This is a genomic window from Frigoribacterium sp. Leaf164 (assembly GCF_001423665.1).
Lineage (GTDB): Bacteria > Actinomycetota > Actinomycetes > Actinomycetales > Microbacteriaceae > Frigoribacterium > Frigoribacterium endophyticum.
In genome coordinates this window covers 340519-361332 of the sequence record NZ_LMOX01000003.1, presented here as the reverse complement: position 1 = coordinate 361332, position 20814 = coordinate 340519, and the positions used below count along the sequence as shown (strand labels likewise).

18 protein-coding genes are annotated in these 20814 nt (G+C 71.6%); 13 read left to right on the top strand and 5 right to left on the bottom strand.

Annotated features, from left to right (window positions below; translation table 11 throughout):
* Positions 1–10: 10 nt before the first annotated feature.
* The gene (locus ASF82_RS09730; protein WP_235491319.1) at positions 11–805 is read right to left on the bottom strand and encodes a CPBP family intramembrane glutamic endopeptidase; all 795 of its coding nucleotides are present in this window, start codon (positions 803–805) and stop codon (positions 11–13) included.
* Between the two features lie 282 nt (positions 806–1087).
* On the opposite strand from ASF82_RS09730, the gene ASF82_RS09725 reads away from it, so the two are divergent.
* From ASF82_RS09725 to ASF82_RS09700, 6 genes are all read left to right on the top strand, one after another.
* Positions 1088–2713 carry an ABC transporter substrate-binding protein gene (locus ASF82_RS09725; RefSeq protein ID WP_056056580.1) on the top strand — a complete coding sequence of 542 codons (1626 nt, stop codon included), beginning with the start codon at positions 1088–1090 and terminating at the stop codon, positions 2711–2713.
* Between the two features lie 133 nt (positions 2714–2846).
* Positions 2847–3776 (top strand): ABC transporter permease, encoded by a 930-nt coding sequence (locus ASF82_RS09720; protein WP_056056578.1) that lies wholly within the window; start codon positions 2847–2849, stop codon positions 3774–3776.
* A complete protein-coding gene (locus ASF82_RS09715) occupies positions 3766–4722 on the top strand; it encodes an ABC transporter permease (RefSeq protein ID WP_056056576.1) in 957 nt (318 codons plus the stop codon). The genes ASF82_RS09720 and ASF82_RS09715 overlap by 11 nt, the downstream gene beginning before the upstream one ends.
* On the top strand, positions 4719–6479 hold the full coding sequence (locus ASF82_RS09710) for an ABC transporter ATP-binding protein (RefSeq protein WP_056056574.1): 1761 nt from the start codon (positions 4719–4721) through the stop codon (positions 6477–6479). The genes ASF82_RS09715 and ASF82_RS09710 overlap by 4 nt, the downstream gene beginning before the upstream one ends.
* 145 nt (positions 6480–6624) lie before the next feature.
* The gene (gene typA / locus ASF82_RS09705; RefSeq protein WP_056056572.1) at positions 6625–8535 is read left to right on the top strand and encodes a translational GTPase TypA; all 1911 of its coding nucleotides are present in this window, start codon (positions 6625–6627) and stop codon (positions 8533–8535) included.
* A gap of 131 nt (positions 8536–8666) precedes the next feature.
* Positions 8667–9191, top strand: a complete 525-nt coding sequence (locus ASF82_RS09700) for a hypothetical protein (RefSeq protein WP_056056570.1) — start codon at positions 8667–8669, stop codon at positions 9189–9191.
* Between the two features lie 22 nt (positions 9192–9213).
* Here the strand turns inward: ASF82_RS09700 and efeB are convergent, their stop codons facing one another.
* The 3 genes from efeB to efeU are packed head-to-tail and all read right to left on the bottom strand — an operon-like array spanning position 9214 to position 12669.
* The gene (gene efeB, locus ASF82_RS09695) at positions 9214–10560 is read right to left on the bottom strand and encodes an iron uptake transporter deferrochelatase/peroxidase subunit (protein WP_082514532.1); all 1347 of its coding nucleotides are present in this window, start codon (positions 10558–10560) and stop codon (positions 9214–9216) included.
* Between the two features lie 13 nt (positions 10561–10573).
* Entirely contained in the window at positions 10574–11767 is a 1194-nt protein-coding gene (efeO, locus tag ASF82_RS09690) for an iron uptake system protein EfeO (protein ID WP_056056568.1), read from the bottom strand.
* Complete coding sequence (efeU, locus tag ASF82_RS09685) at positions 11764–12669, bottom strand: iron uptake transporter permease EfeU (protein ID WP_056056566.1); 906 nt, start codon at positions 12667–12669, stop codon at positions 11764–11766. The genes efeO and efeU overlap by 4 nt, the downstream gene beginning before the upstream one ends.
* Before the next feature lie 166 nt (positions 12670–12835).
* Between efeU and ASF82_RS09680 the strand changes: the two genes are divergently transcribed.
* From ASF82_RS09680 to ASF82_RS09665, 4 genes are all read left to right on the top strand, one after another.
* Complete coding sequence (locus ASF82_RS09680) at positions 12836–14209, top strand: PIG-L family deacetylase (RefSeq protein ID WP_056056563.1); 1374 nt, start codon at positions 12836–12838, stop codon at positions 14207–14209.
* On the top strand, positions 14206–14532 hold the full coding sequence (gene fdxA, locus ASF82_RS09675; RefSeq protein WP_056056561.1) for a ferredoxin: 327 nt from the start codon (positions 14206–14208) through the stop codon (positions 14530–14532). The genes ASF82_RS09680 and fdxA overlap by 4 nt, the downstream gene beginning before the upstream one ends.
* Before the next feature lie 10 nt (positions 14533–14542).
* Positions 14543–15643 (top strand): succinyldiaminopimelate transaminase, encoded by a 1101-nt coding sequence (gene dapC / locus ASF82_RS09670; protein ID WP_056056558.1) that lies wholly within the window; start codon positions 14543–14545, stop codon positions 15641–15643.
* Between the two features lie 73 nt (positions 15644–15716).
* Positions 15717–17009 carry a citrate synthase gene (locus ASF82_RS09665; protein ID WP_082514531.1) on the top strand — a complete coding sequence of 431 codons (1293 nt, stop codon included), beginning with the start codon at positions 15717–15719 and terminating at the stop codon, positions 17007–17009.
* Between the two features lie 106 nt (positions 17010–17115).
* Here the strand turns inward: ASF82_RS09665 and dapD are convergent, their stop codons facing one another.
* Entirely contained in the window at positions 17116–18084 is a 969-nt protein-coding gene (dapD, locus tag ASF82_RS09660; protein WP_056056556.1) for a 2,3,4,5-tetrahydropyridine-2,6-dicarboxylate N-succinyltransferase, read from the bottom strand.
* Positions 18085–18133: 49 nt separating this feature from the next.
* On the opposite strand from dapD, the gene dapE reads away from it, so the two are divergent.
* The 3 genes from dapE to ASF82_RS15265 all read left to right on the top strand — a co-directional run bounded on the left by dapE (position 18134) and on the right by ASF82_RS15265 (position 20731).
* Positions 18134–19210: a succinyl-diaminopimelate desuccinylase gene (gene dapE / locus ASF82_RS09655; RefSeq protein ID WP_056056554.1), complete on the top strand. Its 1077-nt coding sequence runs from the start codon at positions 18134–18136 to the stop codon at positions 19208–19210.
* Positions 19195–20475: a hypothetical protein gene (locus ASF82_RS09650; protein WP_235491250.1), complete on the top strand. Its 1281-nt coding sequence runs from the start codon at positions 19195–19197 to the stop codon at positions 20473–20475. Before dapE ends, ASF82_RS09650 begins: the two co-directional genes overlap by 16 nt.
* An 85-nt stretch (positions 20476–20560) precedes the next feature.
* The gene (locus ASF82_RS15265) at positions 20561–20731 is read left to right on the top strand and encodes a DUF3117 domain-containing protein (protein ID WP_082514530.1); all 171 of its coding nucleotides are present in this window, start codon (positions 20561–20563) and stop codon (positions 20729–20731) included.
* Positions 20732–20814 lie beyond the last annotated feature (83 nt).

Sequence of the window (20814 nt, the reverse complement as noted above, 5' to 3'; positions counted from 1 at the left end):
GGCGCCGTCGTCAGCTCGGCAGGCCGAAGAACGAGGGGAAGGTCGCGGCGGCCCACGGGTAGCCCACGAAGACCGCGGCGTCCATCAGCACGTGCGCGACGACGAGCGGCAGCACGCGACCGGTGCGCGCGTACAGCCAGCCGAAGGCCAGCCCCATCACGAGGTTGCCGACGAACGCGCCGAACCCCTGGTACAGGTGGTACGTGCCCCGGAGCAGGGCCGCCGTGACGATGATGGGCCAGGTCCGCCAGCCGAGGTCGCGGAGGCGCGCGAAGAGGTAGGCGACGACGATGACCTCCTCGGTGACGCCGGCGCGCAGGGCCGAGAGCAGCAGCACCGGCACCGTCCACCAGTGCTGCGCGAGGTCGGTGGGCACCACGGTCACCGTGAGGTCGAGGGCCTTCCCGACGAGGTAGAGGCCGATGCCCGGCACGCCGATCGCGAGGGCGATGCCCGCTCCGCCCGCGACGTCGCGGCCCGCGCGCGAGAAGTCGACCCCGAGACGGCCGAGGTGCGGCCGGGCCTCCCGCCAGAGCAGGAAGGCCACCAGCAGCACCGGCACGAGGTCGACCGCGATGCCCATCAGCTGGTAGAGCAGGTCGAAGACCGGCCGGTCGCTGAGCGACGAGTTCAGCGTCGCGGTCTGCTGCGAGAGGGCGACGTCGCGGGTCAGCCGGTTCGCCAGGGACAGGAGCGAGTACACCGCGGAGGCGCCGAGCGACAGGGCGAGGACGATCGCGATCTCCGCCCGCACGCGCCCTCGGGAGGGCACCCCGCCGTCGTCCGCCAGCCGGGCCCTCGTCACGTCGCTCACGCGGCTGATCGTACGGGACGGCCACACCTGTCGTGCGGGGCCAGGGATGATAGCGGCAGCCTCGGGGATTCCTCGCAGCAGATCCATGCGAGATGCAGGCCCCACGCGCAACGAACCGTGCGTCGACGCAACGAATCGGCGAGTTGGTTTCCGTCGTGTAACCGTTCTCCGTGAGGTTTGGTGATGCCTCCGGGCGGTGCTTAGGGTACTTGCATCCAACGCGGCACGGCTCATGGGGGCTGTGCTGCGTCCTTTCTTGCATCAGGAGGAACATTGAAGAAGACGCGCACGGGCCTCGGGGCCATCGCCGTCGTGGGGACGGCAGCACTCGTCCTCACGGGCTGCGCCAGCGGCAGCGACGACTCGGGCGACAGCGCCTCGGGCGACTCGTCGGCCGTCATCACGACGAACGGCAACGAGCCGCAGAACCCGCTGATCCCTTCGAACACCACCGAGGTCGGCGGCGGCAAGATCATCGACTCCGTGTTCGCGGGCCTCGTCTCGTACGACGCCAAGGGCGAGCCCGTCAACGACGTGGCCGAGAGCATCACCTCCGACGACAACCAGAAGTGGGACGTCAAGATCCGCGAGGGCCTGACGTTCACCGACGGCACCGACGTGACGGCCGAGTCGTTCACGAAGGCCTGGAACTGGGCGGCGCAGCTCAGCAACGCCCAGGGCGGCAGCTACTTCTTCGACGACATCGAGGGCTTCAGCTACGACGCCGACAGCGAGCTCGCGCTCGAGGTCGTCAGCCCCACCGAGTTCACCGTCCAGCTCAGCGCGCCCGAGGCCGACTGGCCCCTGCGCCTCGGCTACTCGGCGTTCGTCCCGCTGCCCGAGGCGTTCTACGCCGACACGGCGGCCTTCGGCGAGAACCCGATCGGCAACGGCCCGTACAAGCTCGACGGCGAGGGCGCCTGGACGCACAACCAGGACATCAAGCTCGTCACCAACGAGGACTACGACGGCCCGCGCACGCCCAAGAACGGCGGCCTGACCATCACGTTCTACACGACGCAGGACGCGGCCTACGCCGACGCCCAGTCGGGTGTGCTGGACATCCTCGACGCCGTCCCCGACAGCGCCTTCGAGACCTACAAGGACGACTTCCCGGACCGCAACGTCAACCAGGCGGCCGCGATCTTCCAGTCGTTCACCATCCCCCAGTACCTCGAGCACTTCGACGGCACGACGGAGGAGGGCAAGCTCCGCCGCCAGGCCATCTCGATGGCGATCAACCGCGACGACATCACCAAGGTGATCTTCCAGGACACCCGCACCCCCGCCAAGGACTTCACGTCGCCCGTCATCGACGGCTACTCGGACGACCTCGACGGCTCGGACGTCCTCTCGTACAACGAGGACGAGGCCCAGAAGCTCTGGAAGGAAGCCGACGCGATCGCGCCCTACGGCGACACCGTCTTCTCCATCGCCTACAACGCTGACGGTGGCCACCAGGCCTGGGTCGACGCGGCGGCGAACAGCATCGCCGACACGCTCGGCATCAAGGCCGAGGGCAAGTCGTACCCCGACTTCAAGGGCCTGCTCGACGAAGAAGAGAACGACGCGATGACCGGTGCCTTCCGTTCCGGATGGCAGGCCGACTACCCGTCGCTCTACAACTTCCTCGCCCCGCTGTACCAGTCCGGTGCGGGCTCGAACTACGGCCGCTACACCAGCGACGAGTTCGACAGCCTCCTCAAGGAGGGCAGCCAGGCCACGAGCGTCGACGACGCGAACGCCAAGTTCCAGGACGCTCAGGAGGTCCTCTTCAAGGACCTCCCCGTCGTCCCGCTGTGGTACTCCAACGTGACCGGCGTCTACGCCGACACGGTGAGCAACGTCCAGTTCGGCTGGAACTCGGTGCCCCTGTACTACGAGGTCACCAAGAACTAGCAGCGGAGAGGCGACCAGCCTCACCGTCCACGAGGGGGTCCGGAGCAGAGCGATCTGCTGCGGACCCCCTCCGCGGGCGTCCACCACCCACACGATTGCGACCTATGCTCACGCACGACACCGAGGAGGCCTGATGCTCTGGTACACCGGTCGACGGCTCCTCCAATTGATCCCCGTCTTCTTCGGGGCGACGTTCCTCATCTACTTCATGGTCTTCGCCGTGCCGGGCGACCCCGTGGCGGCTCTCTTCGGCGACAAGCAGCCGAGCCCCCAGGTCCTCGAGCAGATCAGGGCTCAGTACAACCTCGACAAGCCCTTCATCGTCCAGTACCTGCTCTACATCGGCGGACTGTTCACGGGCGACCTCGGCACGACCTTCTCCGGTCGTCCCGTGCTGTCCGAGCTGACGCGCGCCTTCCCCATCACCTTCCGCCTCGCGATGCTGGCCCTCGTCTTCGAGGCCGTCGCCGGCATCATCGTCGGTCTGGTCGCCGGTCTCCGCAAGGGCAAGATCTTCGACACGAGTGCGCTCGTCGTGAGCCTGCTGCTCATCTCCGTGCCGATCTTCGTCGTCGGCTTCGTGCTGCAGTACGTCTTCGCCATCAACCTCGGCATCTTCCGCACCACGGTCAGCTCACAGGCCCCGTGGAACGAGCTGGTGCTGCCGGCCCTGGTGCTGGCCTCCGTGTCGTTCGCGTACATCGTGCGACTGACCCGCGCCTCCGTCTCGGAGAACATGAGCGCCGACTTCGTGCGCACCGCCACGGCGAAGGGCCTCACCCGCCGCCGCGTCGTCGGCGTGCACATCCTCCGCAACTCGCTCGTGCCGGTCATCACCTACCTCGGCGTCGACATCGGATCGCTGATGGTCGGTGCCATCGTCACCGAGGGCATCTTCAACATCCAGGGCGTCGGCGGCACCGTCTACAAGGCCATTCAGCTCGGCGAGGGCCCCACCGTCGTGTCGTTCGTGGCCGTGATGGTCATCATCTTCATGCTGGCCAACCTGCTCGTCGACCTGCTCTACGCCGTTCTCGACCCGAGGATCCGCTATGCCAAGTAACGCCTCATCGCCCCTGTCGGCCGATCACTTCGTCGCCGACCTCGAGGAGACGCCCGTCAAGGCCGTCGACGCCGTCGACGAGTCCGAGAAGCCCCGCAGCAGCTGGGACGACGCCTGGGACAGCATGAAGTCCCGCCCGCTGTTCTGGATCTCGGCGGCTCTCATCCTGCTCGTGGTCGTAGTCGCGGTCTTCCCCGGGCTGTTCACCCACACCTCCCCGACGAGCGGCGCCGACCTGCAGTCGAGCAACGAGGGCCCGGAGGCCGGCCACCCGATGGGCTTCACCCGTCAGGGCCTCGACGTCTTCGCCCGCGTCGTCTACGGCACCCGCGCCTCCCTCACGGTGGGCCTGCTCGCGACCGTCATCGTGACGATCATCGGCATCATCGTGGGCTCGCTGGCCGGCTTCTACGGCGGCTGGCTCGACGCGGTCGTCTCGCGGATCGGCGACATCTTCTTCGCCATCCCCACGGTGCTCGGCGCCATCGTCCTCATGTCGGTGCTGCCCTCCCGCACGCCCCTCACGGTGGCCCTGGTGCTGTCGCTCTTCGCCTGGCCCCAGATCGCGCGCATCATGCGCGGTTCCGTGCTCGGCGCGAAGAGCAGCGACTACGTGACGGCGAGCCTCGCGCTCGGCGTCTCGCGGTTCCGCATCCTGCTCCGCCACGTCGTGCCCAACGCCATCACCCCGGTCATCGTCGTCGCGACCGTCTCGCTCGGCACGTTCATCGTCGCCGAGGCGACGCTGAGCTTCCTCGGCATCGGCCTGCCCAGCGGCACCATGTCGTGGGGCAACGACATCAGCCAGGCGAGCGTCTCCATCCGCACGGCTCCGATGACCCTGTTCTGGCCCGCGGCCGCGCTGTCGATCACGGTGCTGTCGTTCCTCATGATGGGCGACGTCGTGCGCGACGCCCTCGACCCGAAGGCGAGGGCCCGTCGATGACGTCCACCTCCACCCGCCCCGAGGGCGCGCCCGGCGCCTCGACCTCGACGGCTCCGCTGCTCGAGATCAAGGGCCTCAAGATCGGCTTCAAGACCCAGGCGGGCTACGTCGACGCCGTGCGGGGCGTCGACCTGACCCTCCGTCAGGGCGAGAGCCTCGCGATCGTCGGCGAGTCGGGCTCCGGCAAGTCGACCACCGCCACCTCGATCATCGACCTCCTGCCCGGCACGGGCACCGTCACCGGCGGCCAGATCCTGTTCGAGGGCCGTGACCTCACGAAGGTCAGCAAGGCCGAGATGCAGGCGCTGCGCGGCCGAGAGATCGGCTACGTCCCGCAGGACCCGATGTCGAACCTCAACCCGGTCTGGAGCATCGGCTTCCAGGTCGAGGAGGCCATCCGGGCCAACGGCGTCGCGACCGGCAAGCAGGCCGTCCGCGAGCGGGCGATCGAGGTGCTGAAGGAGGCCGGGCTCGGCGACGCCGACCAGCGCCTCAAGCAGTTCCCGCACCAGTTCTCGGGCGGCATGCGCCAGCGCGTGCTGATCGGCATCGGCCTGTCGTCGCGCCCGAAGCTGCTCATCGCCGACGAGCCGACCTCGGCCCTCGACGTGACCGTGCAGCGACGCATCCTCGACCACCTCGAGAGCCTGACCCGCGACTACGGCACCTCCGTGCTCTTCATCACGCACGACCTCGGCCTCGCCGCCGAGCGTGCCGAGAAGCTGGTCGTGATGTACAAGGGCCGCGTCGTCGAGTCCGGGCCCTCGAAGGAGATCCTGGCCAACCCGCAGCACCCGTACACGAAGCGCCTGGTCGCCGCGGCGCCGAGCCTCGCGAGCCGCCGGATCCAGTCGGCCCTCACGCCGAACACCGTGCACGACGCCGACGTGTCGGCCGAGGGCGCGGACGACGCCGAGCTGATCGCCCGGGCACACTCCCGCGAGGAGGCCGGCAAGGCCGACCAGCGCTACATCTCGGTGCAGAACCTGTCGAAGATCTACCAGATCCGTCAGGGCGGCTTCAAGACGACCGAGCTCAAGGCCGTCGACGACGTGTCGTTCGCGATCCCGCGCGGCACGACGATGGCGCTCGTCGGCGAGTCGGGCTCCGGCAAGTCGACCGTGGCGAAGCTCGTGCTGCAGCTCGAGTCGATCTCGTCGGGCACCGTCGAGATCGACGGCCAGAGCGTCGGTGCGTTGAAGGGCAAGGCGCTCTTCGACTTCCGTCGCCGGGTCCAGCCGGTCTTCCAGGACCCGTACGGTTCGCTCGACCCGATGTACAGCGTCGGCAACACGATCGCCGAGCCGCTGGTGACCCACGGCATCGGCGACCGTGCGAGCCGCCAGGCCCGCGTGCGCGAGCTGCTCGAGCAGGTGTCGCTCCCGGCGTCGACGGTCAACCGCTACCCGAACGAGCTCTCGGGAGGTCAGCGCCAGCGCATCGCCGTCGCGCGGGCGCTCGCCCTGAAGCCCGACGTCATCGTGCTCGACGAGGCCGTCTCGGCCCTCGACGTGCTCGTCCAGGGCCAGATCCTCGACCTGCTGACCGACCTGCAGACCGAGCTGGGCCTGACGTACCTCTTCATCACGCACGACCTCGCCGTCGTCCGGCTCATCGCCGACAACGTGGCGGTCATGCAGAAAGGCCGCATCGTCGAGTCGGGCACCACCGACGAGATCTTCGCGGCGCCGACGAAGCAGTACACCCAGGAGCTCCTCGAGGCGATCCCCGGCGCGAACTTCGCCTTCGGGCGCTGAGCCGGTCCTCCCGCCCACCGGGAGAGGGCCCCTCCCGCCGTGTTCGCGCACGGCGAGAGGGGCCCTTTACCACGTGCCGTAGACTGATCGGGCCGGGCTTCGTCCCGACCACTTCCCCCCTCACTCTTTCGTAAGGAATACATCCATGGCGACTGCCATCCGCAGCGACCTGCGCAACGTGGCGATCGTGGCCCACGTCGACCACGGCAAGACGACCCTCGTCGACGCCATGCTCAAGCAGACCAACTCGTTCGACGCGCACTTCGACACCGAAGACCGCATGATGGACGGCAACGAGCTCGAGCGCGAGAAGGGCATCACGATCCTCGCGAAGAACACCTCGGTGCTCTACAACGGTGCCCACGCGACCGACGGCCCGATCACGATCAACGTCATCGACACCCCCGGCCACGCCGACTTCGGCGGCGAGGTCGAGCGCGGCCTCTCGATGGTCGACGGCGTCGTGCTGCTCGTCGACGCGTCCGAGGGCCCGCTGCCCCAGACGCGCTTCGTGCTCCGCAAGGCCCTCGCGGCCAAGCTGCCCGTCATCCTGCTGGTCAACAAGACCGACCGCCCCGACGCGCGCATCGACGAGGTCGTGGCCGAGAGCCAGGACCTCCTCCTCGGCCTCGCCAGCGACCTGAGCGAAGAGGTGGAGGACCTCGACCTCGACGCCATCCTCAACGTGCCCGTCGTCTACGCCTCGGGCCGCAACGGCGCCGCGTCGACGAACAAGCCCGCCGACGGCTCGCTGCCCGACAACGACGACCTCGAGCCCCTCTTCGACGCGATCCTCACCCACGTGCCGGCGCCGCGCTACGACGACGAGCACCCGCTGCAGGCGCACGTCACCAACCTCGACGCCTCGCCGTTCCTCGGCCGCCTCGCGCTCCTCCGCGTCTTCCACGGCACCCTGCAGAAGGGCCAGACCGTCGCCTGGGTCAAGTCCGACGGCACCGTGCAGAACGCGCGCATCACCGAGCTCCTGGTGACGAAGGCCCTCAGCCGCTACCCGGCCGAGAGCGCGGGCCCCGGCGACATCGTCGCCGTCGCCGGCTTCGACACGATCACCATCGGCGAGACCCTCTCCGACCCTGAAGACGTCCGCCCGCTGCCGACCATCACGGTCGACGACCCGGCCATCTCGATGACCATCGGCACGAACACCTCGCCGATCATCGGCAAGGTCAAGGGCCACAAGCTGACCGCCCGCATGGTCAAGGACCGCCTCGACCGCGAGCTGGTCGGCAACGTCTCGCTCAAGGTCGTCGACATCGGACGCCCCGACGCGTGGGAGGTCCAGGGCCGCGGCGAGCTCGCGCTGGCCATCCTCGTCGAGCAGATGCGCCGCGAGGGCTTCGAGCTCACCGTCGGCAAGCCGCAGGTCGTCACCCGTCGTGACGAGAACGGCAAGCTGCAGGAGCCCTTCGAGCACATGACCATCGACGTGCCCGACGAGTACCTCGGCGCCGTCACGCAGCTGATGGCCGCCCGCAAGGGCCGCATGGAGAACATGGCGAACCACGGCTCGGGCTGGGTACGCATGGAGTTCATCGTCCCCTCGCGCGGCCTGATCGGCTTCCGCACGCAGTTCCTCACCGACACGCGCGGCACCGGCATCGCCAACGGCATCAGCCACGGCTACGGCCCCTGGGCCGGCGAGATCTCGACCCGCACCAACGGCTCGATCATCGCCGACCGCTCCGGCGTCGTCACCCCCTTCGCGATCATCAACCTGCAGGAGCGCATGTCGTTCTTCGTGCAGCCGACCGAAGAGGTCTACGAGGGCATGGTCGTGGGCGAGAACTCGCGCGCCGACGACATGGACGTCAACATCACCAAGGAGAAGAAGCTGACCAACATGCGTCAGTCGACGGCCGACAACTTCGAGTCGATGACGCCCTCCAAGGTGCTCTCGCTCGAGGAGGCCCTCGAGTTCGCCGGTGACGACGAGTGCGTCGAGGTCACCCCCGACGCGATCCGCATCCGCAAGGTCGAGCTCGACGCCAGCGCCCGCCAGCGCAGCACCGCTCGCCTCAAGAAGCAGAACGCGTAGCGCTCCGCACCGAACGCCGTCAGGAGGCGCCCCACCGGCCGGTGGGGCGCCTCCCGTCGTCCGGGGGCCCGGTGGGTGCACCCGCCGCACGTTCTACGACGTCGCCCAGTCGCGGCCGCTACGGTCGTCGCGTGACCTCGACACCGGCCCGCCCCGCCCGCACCCGCCTCGTCCGCTCCGCCACCGGCCTGTTGCTCGCTGCCGGGCTCGTCGGCGGGCTCACCGCCTGCAGCTCGCTCGACAACGTCGTGGGCAGCGCCGTCGACCAGGGCGTCGAGAGCGTGCGCGGCACGGTCGAGGGTGCCGTCGGCGACGCCGTCAGCGAGGCCCTCGGCGGCGCGAGCGTCTCGACCGACGGCACGCTGCCCGAGTCGTTCCCCGCCGAGGTGCCGCTGCTCGACGGCACGGTGCGCGGGGGAGGCGCGGGGCCCGACGGCTCGGGCTGGGTCGCGCAGCTCGCCGTGGCGAGCCTCGACGACTTCGCGACGGCCCAGGCGGCGCTCGAGGCGGCCGGGTACTCCGCCGCGGGGGTGAACGTCGACGCCGACACCGCGCTCGGCACGTTCACCGGCCCCACGTACCGCGTCGTGCTCACGATCACGACGCAGGCCTCCGACGGCGCGGTGCTCGCGACCTACGTCGTCACGCCCGTCTAGGCGCCCCGGGCGACCGCGCCGCTCAGTCGAGCAGGGTCTCGCCGACCCAGCCGCCCTCCGACGCGCCCGGCGGCACGGCGAAGATCGCCGAGCCGACGTGCTTGAGGTACTCGTTCATCCGGTCGTTCCTGGCCAGGGCGGTCTGGATCGGCACGAACTGCCGCCGCGGGTCGCGCTGGAAGCACAGGAAGAACAGCCCGGCGTCGAGCCGCCCGAGCTGGTCGTTGCCGTCGACGAAGTTGTAGCCGCGGCGCAGCAGGGTCGCTCCGCCGTTCTGGTCGGGGTGGGCGAGGGCGACGTGCGAGTCCCGCGCGATGGCGGGCCCCGAGCCGTCCGTCGCCGCGGCCGAGAAGTCGGGCGCGGTGAACTCGTCGCCGCCGGAGAGCGGCGCTCCGTCGCGCTTGTCGCGGCCGACCACGGTCTGCTGCTCGGCGAGCGACGCGTGGTCCCACGTCTCGATCGTCATGCGGATCTTGCGGGCGACGAGGTACGAGCCGCCGTCCATCCACGCGCTGCCGTCCGAGCCCGCGGCCCAGACGCCCTCCTCGACCGCCGCGGTGTCCTCGGCCTTGAGGTTGGCCGTGCCGTCCTTGAAGCCGAACAGGTTGCGGGGCGTGCTCTGGCCGCGGGTCGTCGACGAGGTGCGGCCGAAGCCGAGCTGCGACCACCGGAGGGAGGCCCGGCCGAAGGCGATGCGCGAGAGGTTGCGGATGGCGTGCACCGCGACCTGCGGGTCGTCGCTGCACGCCTGCACGCAGAGGTCGCCGCCGGTCAGGGCCTCGACGAGCTGGTCGCCCGAGAAGTGCGGCAGGTCGACGAGGGCGGCGGGCCGTCGGGAGGCGATGCCGTAGCGGTCGGCGCCGGTCGCGTCGGTGAAGAGGGTCGGGCCGAACCCGATGGTCACGGTGAGCCCGGCCGCGGGCAGGCCCAGCGCCTCCCCGGTGTCGTCCGGGGGAGCGAGCGGCGACCCGCCGACGGAGCCGGCCTCGCTCACGTCGAGGCCCTGGGTCAGGCGGGCCGCCGCCGCGCTCCAGTCGCGGAGCAGCGACACGAGGTCGTCACGCGTCGTGCCCCCGGCCATGTCGAACGAGGCGAAGTGCAGGCGGTCCTGGGCGGCGGTGACGATGCCCGACTGGTGACGGCCGGCGAAGGGGTAGCGGGCGGACGCGCCGGAGGCGCCCGTCGCGTGGGCCTGGACGGCGCGGTCGGCCCCGACCCCGACCCCGGCGCCGAGCACCCCCGCGCCCACGCCCGTGCCCAGCAGGCCGAGCAGGCCCCGTCGGGAGATGCCGCCGCGGGGGGCGCGTGCCTCGCCCGAGCCCGGTGCCGTGCCCTCGTGCTGCTCGTCGTGCCGCTCGTCGTCCGTCACGCCCGGCCGCCCGTCAGCTCACCAGCGCGGCGGTGAGCTCGCTGAGGGGCTCGCTGAGCGCGTTGACGGCGTCGCTGAGCGACTTGGTGTCGGCCGTGGTGAGCTCCGTGTAGCTCGGGAAGCCGGCGTCGAGGCTGCCGTACGAGGCGAGCAGCTCCTCGAGCGCGGCGAGCTTGCCGTCGATCCGGTCGGTGAGCTCAGGGTCCTTCTCGGCGACGATGTCGCGGACGCCCTCGTAGGCGACGCGGGCCCCCTCGAGGTTCGCCTGGAAGTCGTAGAGGTCGGTGTGCGACCAGATCTCCTCCTCGCCGGTGATCTTGCCGGTCGCCACCTCGTCCATGAGGCCGACGGCGCCGTTGCTGATCGTGTCGATGCCGACGGTGAAGTCCGGGGCGGTGACGGCGGCCTGCAGGTCCGCCGTGTCGGCGGTGAGCAGGTCGGCGAAGCGTCCTCGCTCCTCGGGCGTCAGGGGCACGTACGCCTCGCCGCCGTTGTCGTCGGCCGTCGGCTGCCAGAGGTCCTTCTCGATGCGGTGCCAGCCCGTCCACTCGGTGCCCGGCTCGACGTCCGCCTCGCGGAAGTCGATCTTCGGGTCGAGGTCGCCGAACGACTCGGCCACGGGCTCGATGCGCTCGTAGTGGGCGCGCGCGGAGGGGTAGAGCGACCGGGCCGTCGCGTCGTCGCCGGCGCGGTACGCGTCGAGGAAGGCCTGGGTCGCCGGCACGAGCTGGCCGACCTGGTCGTCGACGTAGGCGACGTACGCGGCGGCGGCCGCATCGACCTGCTCCTTCTCCGTGCCGACCGGTGTCACGGCCGTGCCGGAGTCGGTGACGGTGAACGGCGCGCGGACGCCCTCGCCGACGAGGCCGGGGATGCAGGCGGTGTAGTAGTCGCCGGGCTGCACGGCGACGGTGATCGAGGCCGTCGTGCCCGGCCCGATGTTCTCCTTCTCGCTGACGATGCGGAGGCCGTCGTCGCCGAGCAGCTCGAACTCGGTCTCGTCGCTGCCCGCGTTGGTCATGGTGAAGGTCACGGGGCCGCTCGGCACCGAGGTCGCCGAGACCTCGCAGCGGTCGCCGTCGCCCTGGACGGAGACGGTCGTGGCGCCGGCCGTGGCCGACCCGCCGGGGGAGTTGGCGACGCAGCCGGTGAGGGCGAGGGCGGTGAGCAGCGCTCCGGCTCCGAGGGCGAGGGGGCGAGCGGTCATCGGGGGGCTCCTGCGGTGGTGGGGGCGGTGGTCGAGGGGTCGGTGGCCGCGGCGTCGGGGTCGACGGCGTCGGCGGTGCCGGAGGCACGGGGCGCCCGGCGGGGCCCGCGGGTGGCGGCGGTGAAGAGCGGCAGCACCACGGCGAGGTAGGCGAGCCAGGCGCCCACCTGCAGCCAGCTGGGAGTCGCGGTGAAGTTCACGAGGCCCTGCAGCAGCGTGCCCCACCAGCTGGTCGGGGGCACGGCGGCGCTGACGTCGAAGGCGAGGGCCGTGCGGCCGGGCAGCACGCCGGCCTCCTGGAGGTCGCCGACGCCGTAGGCGAGCACCCCGGCCGCCACGACGACGAGCAGGTAGCCGGTGACGGCGAAGAAGCGTCGGAGGTCGACGCGGACGACCCCGCGGAAGATCAGCACCTCGATCGCGACGGCGGTGAGGATGCCGAGGAGGGCGCCGAGCACCGGGGCGTCGCCGCCGCCGGTCGACTGGACGGTCGCCCAGACGAACAGGGCCGTCTCGAGCCCCTCCCGGCCGACCGAGACGACGCCGAGCACGACGACGGCCCACGCGCCGCCGGCGAGCGCGCGGTCGAGGCCGGACTCCAGCTCGCCGCGCATGCTGCGGGCGGTGCGCGCCATCCAGAACACCATCCAGGTGACGAAGGCCACGGCGACGACCGACAGGCCGCCTCCGATGATCTCCTGGGCCTGGAAGGTCAGCCCGTAGGCGCCGAAGGTGAGGAGGGCGCCGAACCCGAGCGAGAGGACGACGGCGGCGGCGACCCCGGCCCAGAGCCGGGGGAGGACGTCACGACGGTCGACCTTGACGAGGTAGGCGACGAGGATGCCGACGACGAGGGCGGCCTCGAGGCCCTCACGGAGTCCGATGAGGTAGTTCGCGAGCACAGGTACGGCTTTCGGGTGGGGGACGGCGGGCCGGTCCGTCGGGGCGACGGGGGCCGTCGCGTCGATGCGGGTCCGACCGGACGAACCGGTATGGTGAGGCTTGCCTAACTAAGGTGAGCCTCAGCGCGAACCGACCCTAGTGTCGCTCGGCATATCCTGTCCAGTGATGACTCCTCCCGGCACGGCCCCGGCCGACCCCCGCCCGGCTCCCGGCGCCTCCTCCTCGGCCGCGCCCGCGAGCGGCCCCGCGGCCCGCGAGCACGTGCTGCTCGTGCACGCCCACCCCGACGACGAGACGATCACGACCGGCGGCACCATCGCCTCCCTGCTCGACTCCGGCGCCCAGGTGACGGTCGTGACCTGCACGCGCGGCGAGCTCGGCGAGGTCCTGCCCGACGACCTCGCCCGGCTCCGCGGCGACGAGGCGGGGCTGGCCGTGCACCGCGAGGGCGAGATCGCGGAGGCCCTCCGCGAGCTGGGCGTGCGCGACCACCGGTTCCTCGGCGACCCCGCCGCCCGCACCGCGGGCCTGCCGTCGCGGGCGTACCGCGACAGCGGCATGGTGTGGCGCTCCGACGGCGTCGCGGGGCCGACGCCCGACCTGCACCCGCAGGCGTTCTGCGCCGCCGAGTTCGGCGAGATCGTCTCCGACCTGCAGGCCGTCGTCGACAGCGTGCGGCCCACCGCGATCGTCAGCTACGACGAGGACGGCGGCTACCACCACCCCGACCACGTGCGCGCCAACCGCGCGGCCGTCCGCGTCGCGCGCCTCGCCGAGGTGCCCTTCTTCGCCGTCGTCGCCGGGGCCGACCAGGCCACGGGCGCCGAGGCCGAGGCGCTCGCGGCCGACGCGACGGTGACGACGGTCGACGTGCGGGCGACGACGCCGCGCCGCGTGGCCGCGCTCCGCCGCTACCGCACGCAGCTCGAGGTCGTCGACCTGCCGGGCGGCCGGGCGGGCGTGCGGTACCCGCACGGCGCCGTCGACCCGCTGCCCGACACCGAGTCGTTCCGGGCCGTGCCCGAGCCGGTGCGCACGGTCGACGCGGCCGCCACCACCTCCGAGCTCGCCGAGATGACCCTCGGCGGCCGCCTCGGCACGCTGGCCCTGGCCCTCGCGGCGGGCGTGGTCTTCGGGGCGATCGGCACGGTCGCCCACCAGGGCACGACCTCGGTCGCGGGGGTCGATGCGCCCGTCGGCCTCGTCCTGTCGCTCGTGATGGCCGCCGCCCTGCTCGTGGGCTTCCGCCTCGTCTTCCGCTCCCGCCTGGTCACGACGATGACCGCGCTCGGGCTGCTGCTGACGGCGGGCGTCTTCTCCCAGCCCGGGGCCGGCGGCTCCGCGCTCGTGCCGGCCAACCTCGCCGGCCTGGTCTGGTCGTTCGGGCCCCTGCTGATCGCCATGGTCGTGATCGCGTGGCCGACCCTGCCGCCCCGCGACGCGACGGGCGCGCCGACGCCGCCCGCGCCTCCGGCGTCCAGCCCGCTCGGGGATAGGATGGAACCTCTGCCCGACGCGAAGGGAACCCCCCAGACGTGACGTACGTGATCGCCCTCCCCTGTGTCGATGTCAAGGACCGTGCCTGCATCGACGAATGCCCCGTCGACTGCATCTACGAGGGCGAACGCTCGCTCTACATCCACCCCGACGAGTGCGTCGACTGCGGTGCCTGCGAGCCGGTGTGCCCCGTCGAGGCCATCTACTACGAAGACGACCTGCCCGACAAGTGGGCCGACTACTACAAGGCCAACGTCGAGTTCTTCGACGAGATCGGCTCGCCCGGCGGCGCGGCCAAGGTCGGCGTCATCGCGAAGGACCACCCCGTGATCGCCGTGCTGCCGCCCCAGGGCTCCGCCGAGTAGGCGCCCGGCCGTGGCGCTCGACCTGCCCGACTTCCCCTGGGACTCCCTCGCCGCGCACGCCGCGACGGCGCGGGCCCACGAGGGCGGCATCGTCGACCTCTCCGTCGGCTCGCCGGTCGACCCGACCCCCGAGGTCGTGAGGGAGGCGCTGGTCGCCGCCACCGACGCGCACGCGTACCCGCAGGTGGCCGGCACCCCCGCCCTCCGCGCCGCCATCGCGGAGTGGTACGGGCGTCGCCGCGGCGTGCCAGGCCTCACCGACGCCGAGGTGCTGCCGACCATCGGCTCGAAGGAGCTCATCGCGGGCCTCGCCCTGTGGCTGGGCCTCGGCCGCGGCGACACGATCGTGCACCCGCGGGCCGCCTACCCGACCTACGCCCTCGGCGCCGCGCTCGTCGGCGCCGACGTGCTCGCCTCCGACGACCCGGCCGAGTGGCCCCGGTCGACGCGGCTCGTCTGGCTGAACAGCCCCGGCAACCCCGACGGCGCCGTGCTCGCCGTCGAGCAGCTCCGCGCCGCGGTCGAGCGCGCCCGTGAGCTCGGCGCCGTGATCGCCGGCGACGAGTGCTACGCCGAGCTGGGCTGGGAGGGCGAGTGGGCGGACCGCCCCACGCCGAGCATCCTCGACCCCCGCGTCGTCGGCGAGAGCCGCGAGGGCGTGCTCAGCGTCTACAGCCTCAGCAAGCAGTCGAACCTCGCGGGGTACCGCGCGGGGTTCGTGGCCGGCGACGCCGCCGTCGTGCAGCAGCTGCTCTCCGTGCGCAAGCACGCCGGGCTGATGCCGCCGGCCCCCGTGCAGGAGGCCATGCGCACAGCGCTCGGCGACGAGGCCCACGTCGCGGCACAGAAGGAGCTCTACCGCTCCCGCCGCGACCGGCTCGCCCCCGCGCTCCGGGCGGCCGGCTTCCGCATCGACCGCAGCGAGGCGGGCCTCTACCTCTGGGCCACCCGCGACGAGCCGGCGGAGGCCAGCGTCGCCTGGCTGGCCGAGCGGGGCGTGCTCGTCGCGCCGGGCACGTTCTACGGCGTCGACGGCGGACGGCACGTGCGCGTGGCCCTGACGACGACCGACGAGCGCATCGACGCCGCGGTCGAGCGCCTCACCGCCTGACGCCCGACGGCCGACGCCCGACAGCTGACGCCGACGACCTGACGCCCGACGGCCCGACCGCTAGGGTGACAGGGTGACTACTGCCAACGACGCCCAGAAGGCCACGCTGCAGTTCCCGGGGGGAACAGCCGAGTTCCCGATCGTGCCGAGCACCGAGGGTGCCTCGTCGATCGACATCTCGACGTTCACCAAGCAGACCGGCTACACGACGCTCGACACGGGCTTCGTGAACACCAGCAACGCCCGCTCGAAGATCACCTACATCGACGGTGACCAGGGCATCCTGCGCTACCGGGGCTATCCGATCGAGCAGGTCGCGGAGCACTCGACCTACCTCGAGACGGCCTGGCTGCTGATCTACGGCGAGCTGCCCACCCCCGACGAGCTGGCCGACTTCGACGCCCGCATCCGCCGCCACACGCTGCTGCACGAAGACCTGCGGCGCTTCTTCGACGCCCTGCCGCACAACGCGCACCCGATGTCGGTGCTCTCGAGCGCCGTGGGCGCCCTCGGCACCTTCTACGAGGGCTCGATGAGCGTGACCGACCCGGTGCAGATCGAGCTGCAGACCGTCCGGCTGCTCGCGAAGCTGCCGGTCATCGCGGCCTACGCGCACAAGAAGAGCCTGGGCCAGGCGTTCCTCTACCCCGACAACTCGCTGAGCTTCGTCGACAACTTCCTCAAGCTCAACTTCGGCACGATGGCCGAGCCGTACCAGGTCAACCCCGTCCTCTCGAAGGCCCTCGAGCGCCTCCTCATCCTCCACGAGGACCACGAGCAGAACGCGTCGACGTCGACCGTCCGCCTCGTCGGCTCGACGCAGGCGAACATGTTCTCGTCGATCTCGGCCGGCATCAGCGCCCTCTACGGGCCGCTGCACGGCGGCGCCAACGAGGCCGTGCTGACGATGCTCGCCGAGATCAAGGCGAGCGGCCAGGGCGTCGAGCGCTTCGTCGAGCGCGTGAAGAACAAGGAGGAGGGCGTCAAGCTGATGGGCTTCGGCCACCGGGTCTACAAGAACTACGACCCGCGCGCCAAGCTCGTGAAGGAGAGCGCCACCGAGGTGCTCGAGGCCCTCGGCGTGAAGGACGACCTGCTCGACATCGCGATGGAGCTCGAGGCGATCGCCCTCGCCGACGACTACTTCGTCGAGCGGAAGCTCTACCCGAACGTCGACTTCTACACCGGGGTCATCTACAAGGCCATGGGCTTCCCGCCCCGCATGTTCACGGTGCTCTTCGCCATCGGTCGCCTGCCCGGCTGGATCGCGCACTGGCGCGAGATGAACGGCGACCCGACGACGAAGATCGGTCGCCCGCAGCAGCTGTACCTGGGCGAGACCCAGCGCGACTGGCCTGCCCGCTAGCCCGCGCCTCCCTCCCGCCCGCACGACGACGGCCGGCCACCTCTGGAGGTGACCGGCCGTCGTCGCGTCGCCCGGCGACGCCCCGGTGCCGGGGCGCCGGCCGGTGCTACGCGTGCAGCTGCGAGTTGAGGGTCACGCCGTGGCCCTTGCGCGCCAGCACCTCGACCGCGCCCGTGACCGAGTTGCGGCGGAAGAGCAGCCCGGGGCGGCCCGAGAGCTCGACGGCCTTGACCGTCTGCGGGCGGCCGTCCGACGTCGGCGTGCCGCCGACGACGACCACCTTCGTGCCGGCCGTGACGTAGAGGCCCGCCTCGACGACGGTGTCGTCGCCGATGGCGATGCCGATGCCGGCGTTCGCGCCGAGCAGCGCGCGCTGGCCGATGGTGACGCGCTGGGTGCCGCCGCCCGAGAGCGTCCCCATGATGGAGGCGCCGCCTCCGATGTCGGACCCGTCGCCGACGACGACGCCCTGCGAGATGCGGCCCTCGACCATCGAGGCCCCGAGCGTGCCCGCGTTGAAGTTGACGAAGCCCTCGTGCATGACGGTCGTGCCCGGGGCGAGGTGCGCGCCGAGGCGCACGCGCGAGGCGTCGGCGATGCGCACGCGGTCGGGCATCACGTAGTCGAGCATGCGCGGGAACTTGTCGATGCCCGTCGTGACGATGCCGGCCCGCTGCAGCGTCGCCCGCAGGCGCGAGAAGTCGTCGGGGTGCACGGGGCCCGCGTTCGTCCAGACGACGATGGGCAGGTGCGCGAAGAGCCCCTCGAGCGAGATGGTGTTCGGCTCGACGAGCAGGTGGCTGAGCAGGTGGAGGCGGAGGTACGCGTCGGGGGTGGACGCGGGAGGCGCGCTCAGGTCGATCTCGACGGTCGCCGGCACGAGGTCGACGGCCCGGCGGGCGTCCGGCCCGGCGGCGGCCGAGATCTCGGCGGGCACGATCTCGGGGTCGCGGTCGGCGGGGAGGCGCCCGAGCGAGGGTGCGGGGAACCACGTGTCGAGGGTGGTGCCGTCGGACGAGACGGTGGCCAGCCCGTAGCCGTGGGCGTGCGTGGGCGCGGAGGCGTCGTTGGTCATGCACCGATCGTAGGACGAGCCGCAGGGCGGGCCCCGTACACTCGGCGTCATGCCGAAGATCGACCTCAGCGTCTCGCCCGTGGACGTCACCCGTCAGCTCTGCGACATCGAGTCCGTCTCGGGCGACGAGAAGGCCGTCGTCGACGCCATCTGGGCGACGCTCGAGGGGCTCGACCACCTCGAGCTGACCCGCGACGGCGACGCGATCGTCGCCAGGACGACCCTGGGGCGCGAGCACCGGGTCGTGATCGCCGGCCACATCGACACCGTGCCCCTCAACGACAACCTGCCCACGCGCTACGAGACCGACGACGACGGCGTCGAGCACCTCTGGGGCCGCGGCACCGTCGACATGAAGGCCGGCAGCGCCGTGCACCTCCGGCTCGCCGTCGAGCTCACCGAGCCCTCGGTCGACGTGACCTGGGTCTGGTACGACCACGAAGAGGTCTCGGACGCCCTGAACGGCCTCGGCCGGCTGGCCCGACGGCGCCCCGAGCTGCTCGAGGCCGACTTCGCCGTGCTCGGCGAGCCGACCGCGAGCAAGGTCGAGGGCGGCTGCAACGGCAACCTCCGGGCGGAGGTCCGTACCTTCGGGCGGCGGTCGCACAGCGCCCGGTCGTGGGTCGGCTCGAACGCCATCCACGCCGCCGCTCCCGTCCTCGACCTGCTCGCGGCCTACGAGCCGCGTGAGGTCGAGGTCGACGGGCTCGTCTACCGCGAGGGCCTCAACGCCGTCGGCATCACCGGCGGGGTGGCCGGCAACGTCATCCCCGACGAGTGCATGGTGCACGTCAACTACCGCTTCGCGCCGAGCCGCAGCACCGACGAGGCCGTCGCCCACGTCACCGAGCTCTTCGCCGGGTTCGACGTGACGATCGTCGACCTCGCCCCGGGCGCGCGCCCCGGCCTCGACGCGCCCCTCGCCCAGCAGTTCCTCGCCGCGGTCGGCGGCGAGGCGACGCCGAAGTTCGGCTGGACGGACGTCGCGCGGTTCTCGGCCCTCGGCGTCCCCGCCGTGAACTACGGCCCGGGCGACCCCCTCCTCGCCCACCACGACGACGAGCGCGTGCCCGTCCAGCAGATCCTCGACAACGAGCGCGGACTGCGGGCGTGGCTGACGGCCTGACGACCTGGGGCCGGGCCCACGGCTCGGCCGCGGTGGCCGCCGCGGCCCGTCGCGCGCCCCGCGGTCGCCTCCCCACGACGCCCCGGCAGGTGCTCGTGCGCTGGCGGCTGCTGCCCTGGTGGGCGAAGGTCCTGGTGGTCTTCGCGCTCTCCCGCGTCGTCAGCACGGCGCTGCTGCTCTCGTTCGCGGCCCGCCAGGGCGCCAACGCGTGGACGCTGGCGAGCCCCGACTACGCGAGCTTCGCCTCCATCTGGGACGGCCACTGGTACTACATCATCTCGGCCGTCGGCTACCCGTCGACGGTGCCCGTCACGGCCGACGGCCACGTGGGCGAGAGCGCGTGGGCGTTCATGCCCGTCTACCCGCTGCTCGTGCGGGGGCTCACGGAGCTGACCGGCGCGGGCTTCGCGCCGACGGCCGTCGTGGTCTCGGTGCTCGCCGCGGCCGGCACCGCCCTCCTGCTGGACCGGCTGCTGCGCCACGTCCTGCCCGAGGGCACCGCGCTCTTCGGCGTCGTGCTCTTCTGCGTCGCGCCGCTGTCGCCGCTGCTCCAGGTCGCGTACGCCGAGCCGCTCTTCCTCCTGCTGCTCTGTGCGTCGCTGCTGCTGCTCGTCGAGCGGCGCTACCTCGCGATGCTCCCGGTCGTCGCCGTCCTGTCGTTCACCCGGCCGGGTGCCCTCGCCCTGGCCTTCGCGGTGGGCCTGCACGTCGTGCACCGCTGGTGGGTGCGTCGACGCGAGCCGTTCCCCCGCCGGGAGGCGGTCGAGGCCTCGGTCACGGCCGTCGTCACGGCGCTGCTCGGTGTGGCCTGGCCGGTCGTCGCCGGGCTCGTCACCGGCGTGCCGAACGCCTACGCCGAGACCGAGCTGGCCTGGCGCGCGCCCTACGTCGGCTACGGCCCGCTGGTGCCGTTCGCCCCGTGGATCGAGGGCGCGAACTGGTGGCTGCCGGGTGGTGCGGGGGTGGCCGTGCTGGTGATCTCCGTGGTCGCCCTCGCCGTGCTGCTGCTGAGCCCGGCCGGCCGACGGCTGGGGGTCGACCTGCGCCTCTGGTCGGTGGCCTACGCGCTCTACCTGCTGGCGGTGTTCTTCCCGCAGTCGAGCACGTTCCGCCTGCTGATGCCGCTCTTCCCGCTGGTGGGCGCCCTCGCCCTGCCGCGCTCCCGGGCGTACCGGATCGCCCTCGTGGTCGCCTGCGTGGTGGGCCAGTGGGTGTGGCTCGACCTCTGCTGGTGGGTGGACGGCTACGACTGGACGCCGCCGTGATCCGCGCCTCCGGCAGGGCTGTTTAGGTCTGGGCCGCGAAAACACGGATAATGGCAGTTGCATCTTTGCGAAAGGGGACTATCTGATGGCAGCCATGAAGCCGAGGACCGGCGACGGCCCTATGGAAGCTGTGAAAGAGGGCCGTCTCATCATCGTGCGGGTTCCGCTCGAAGGTGGCGGCCGTCTCGTGGTGTCGGTCAACGACGACGAAGCCAAAGAGCTGCACGACGCCCTCGCCAGCGTCGTGGACGCCTAGTCAGCGACGTCCTGCAGCCTGAGGGCTGCGCCGCGTACGACGCCCCGGTGGTCACCCGACCACCGGGGCGTCGTCGTGCGCCC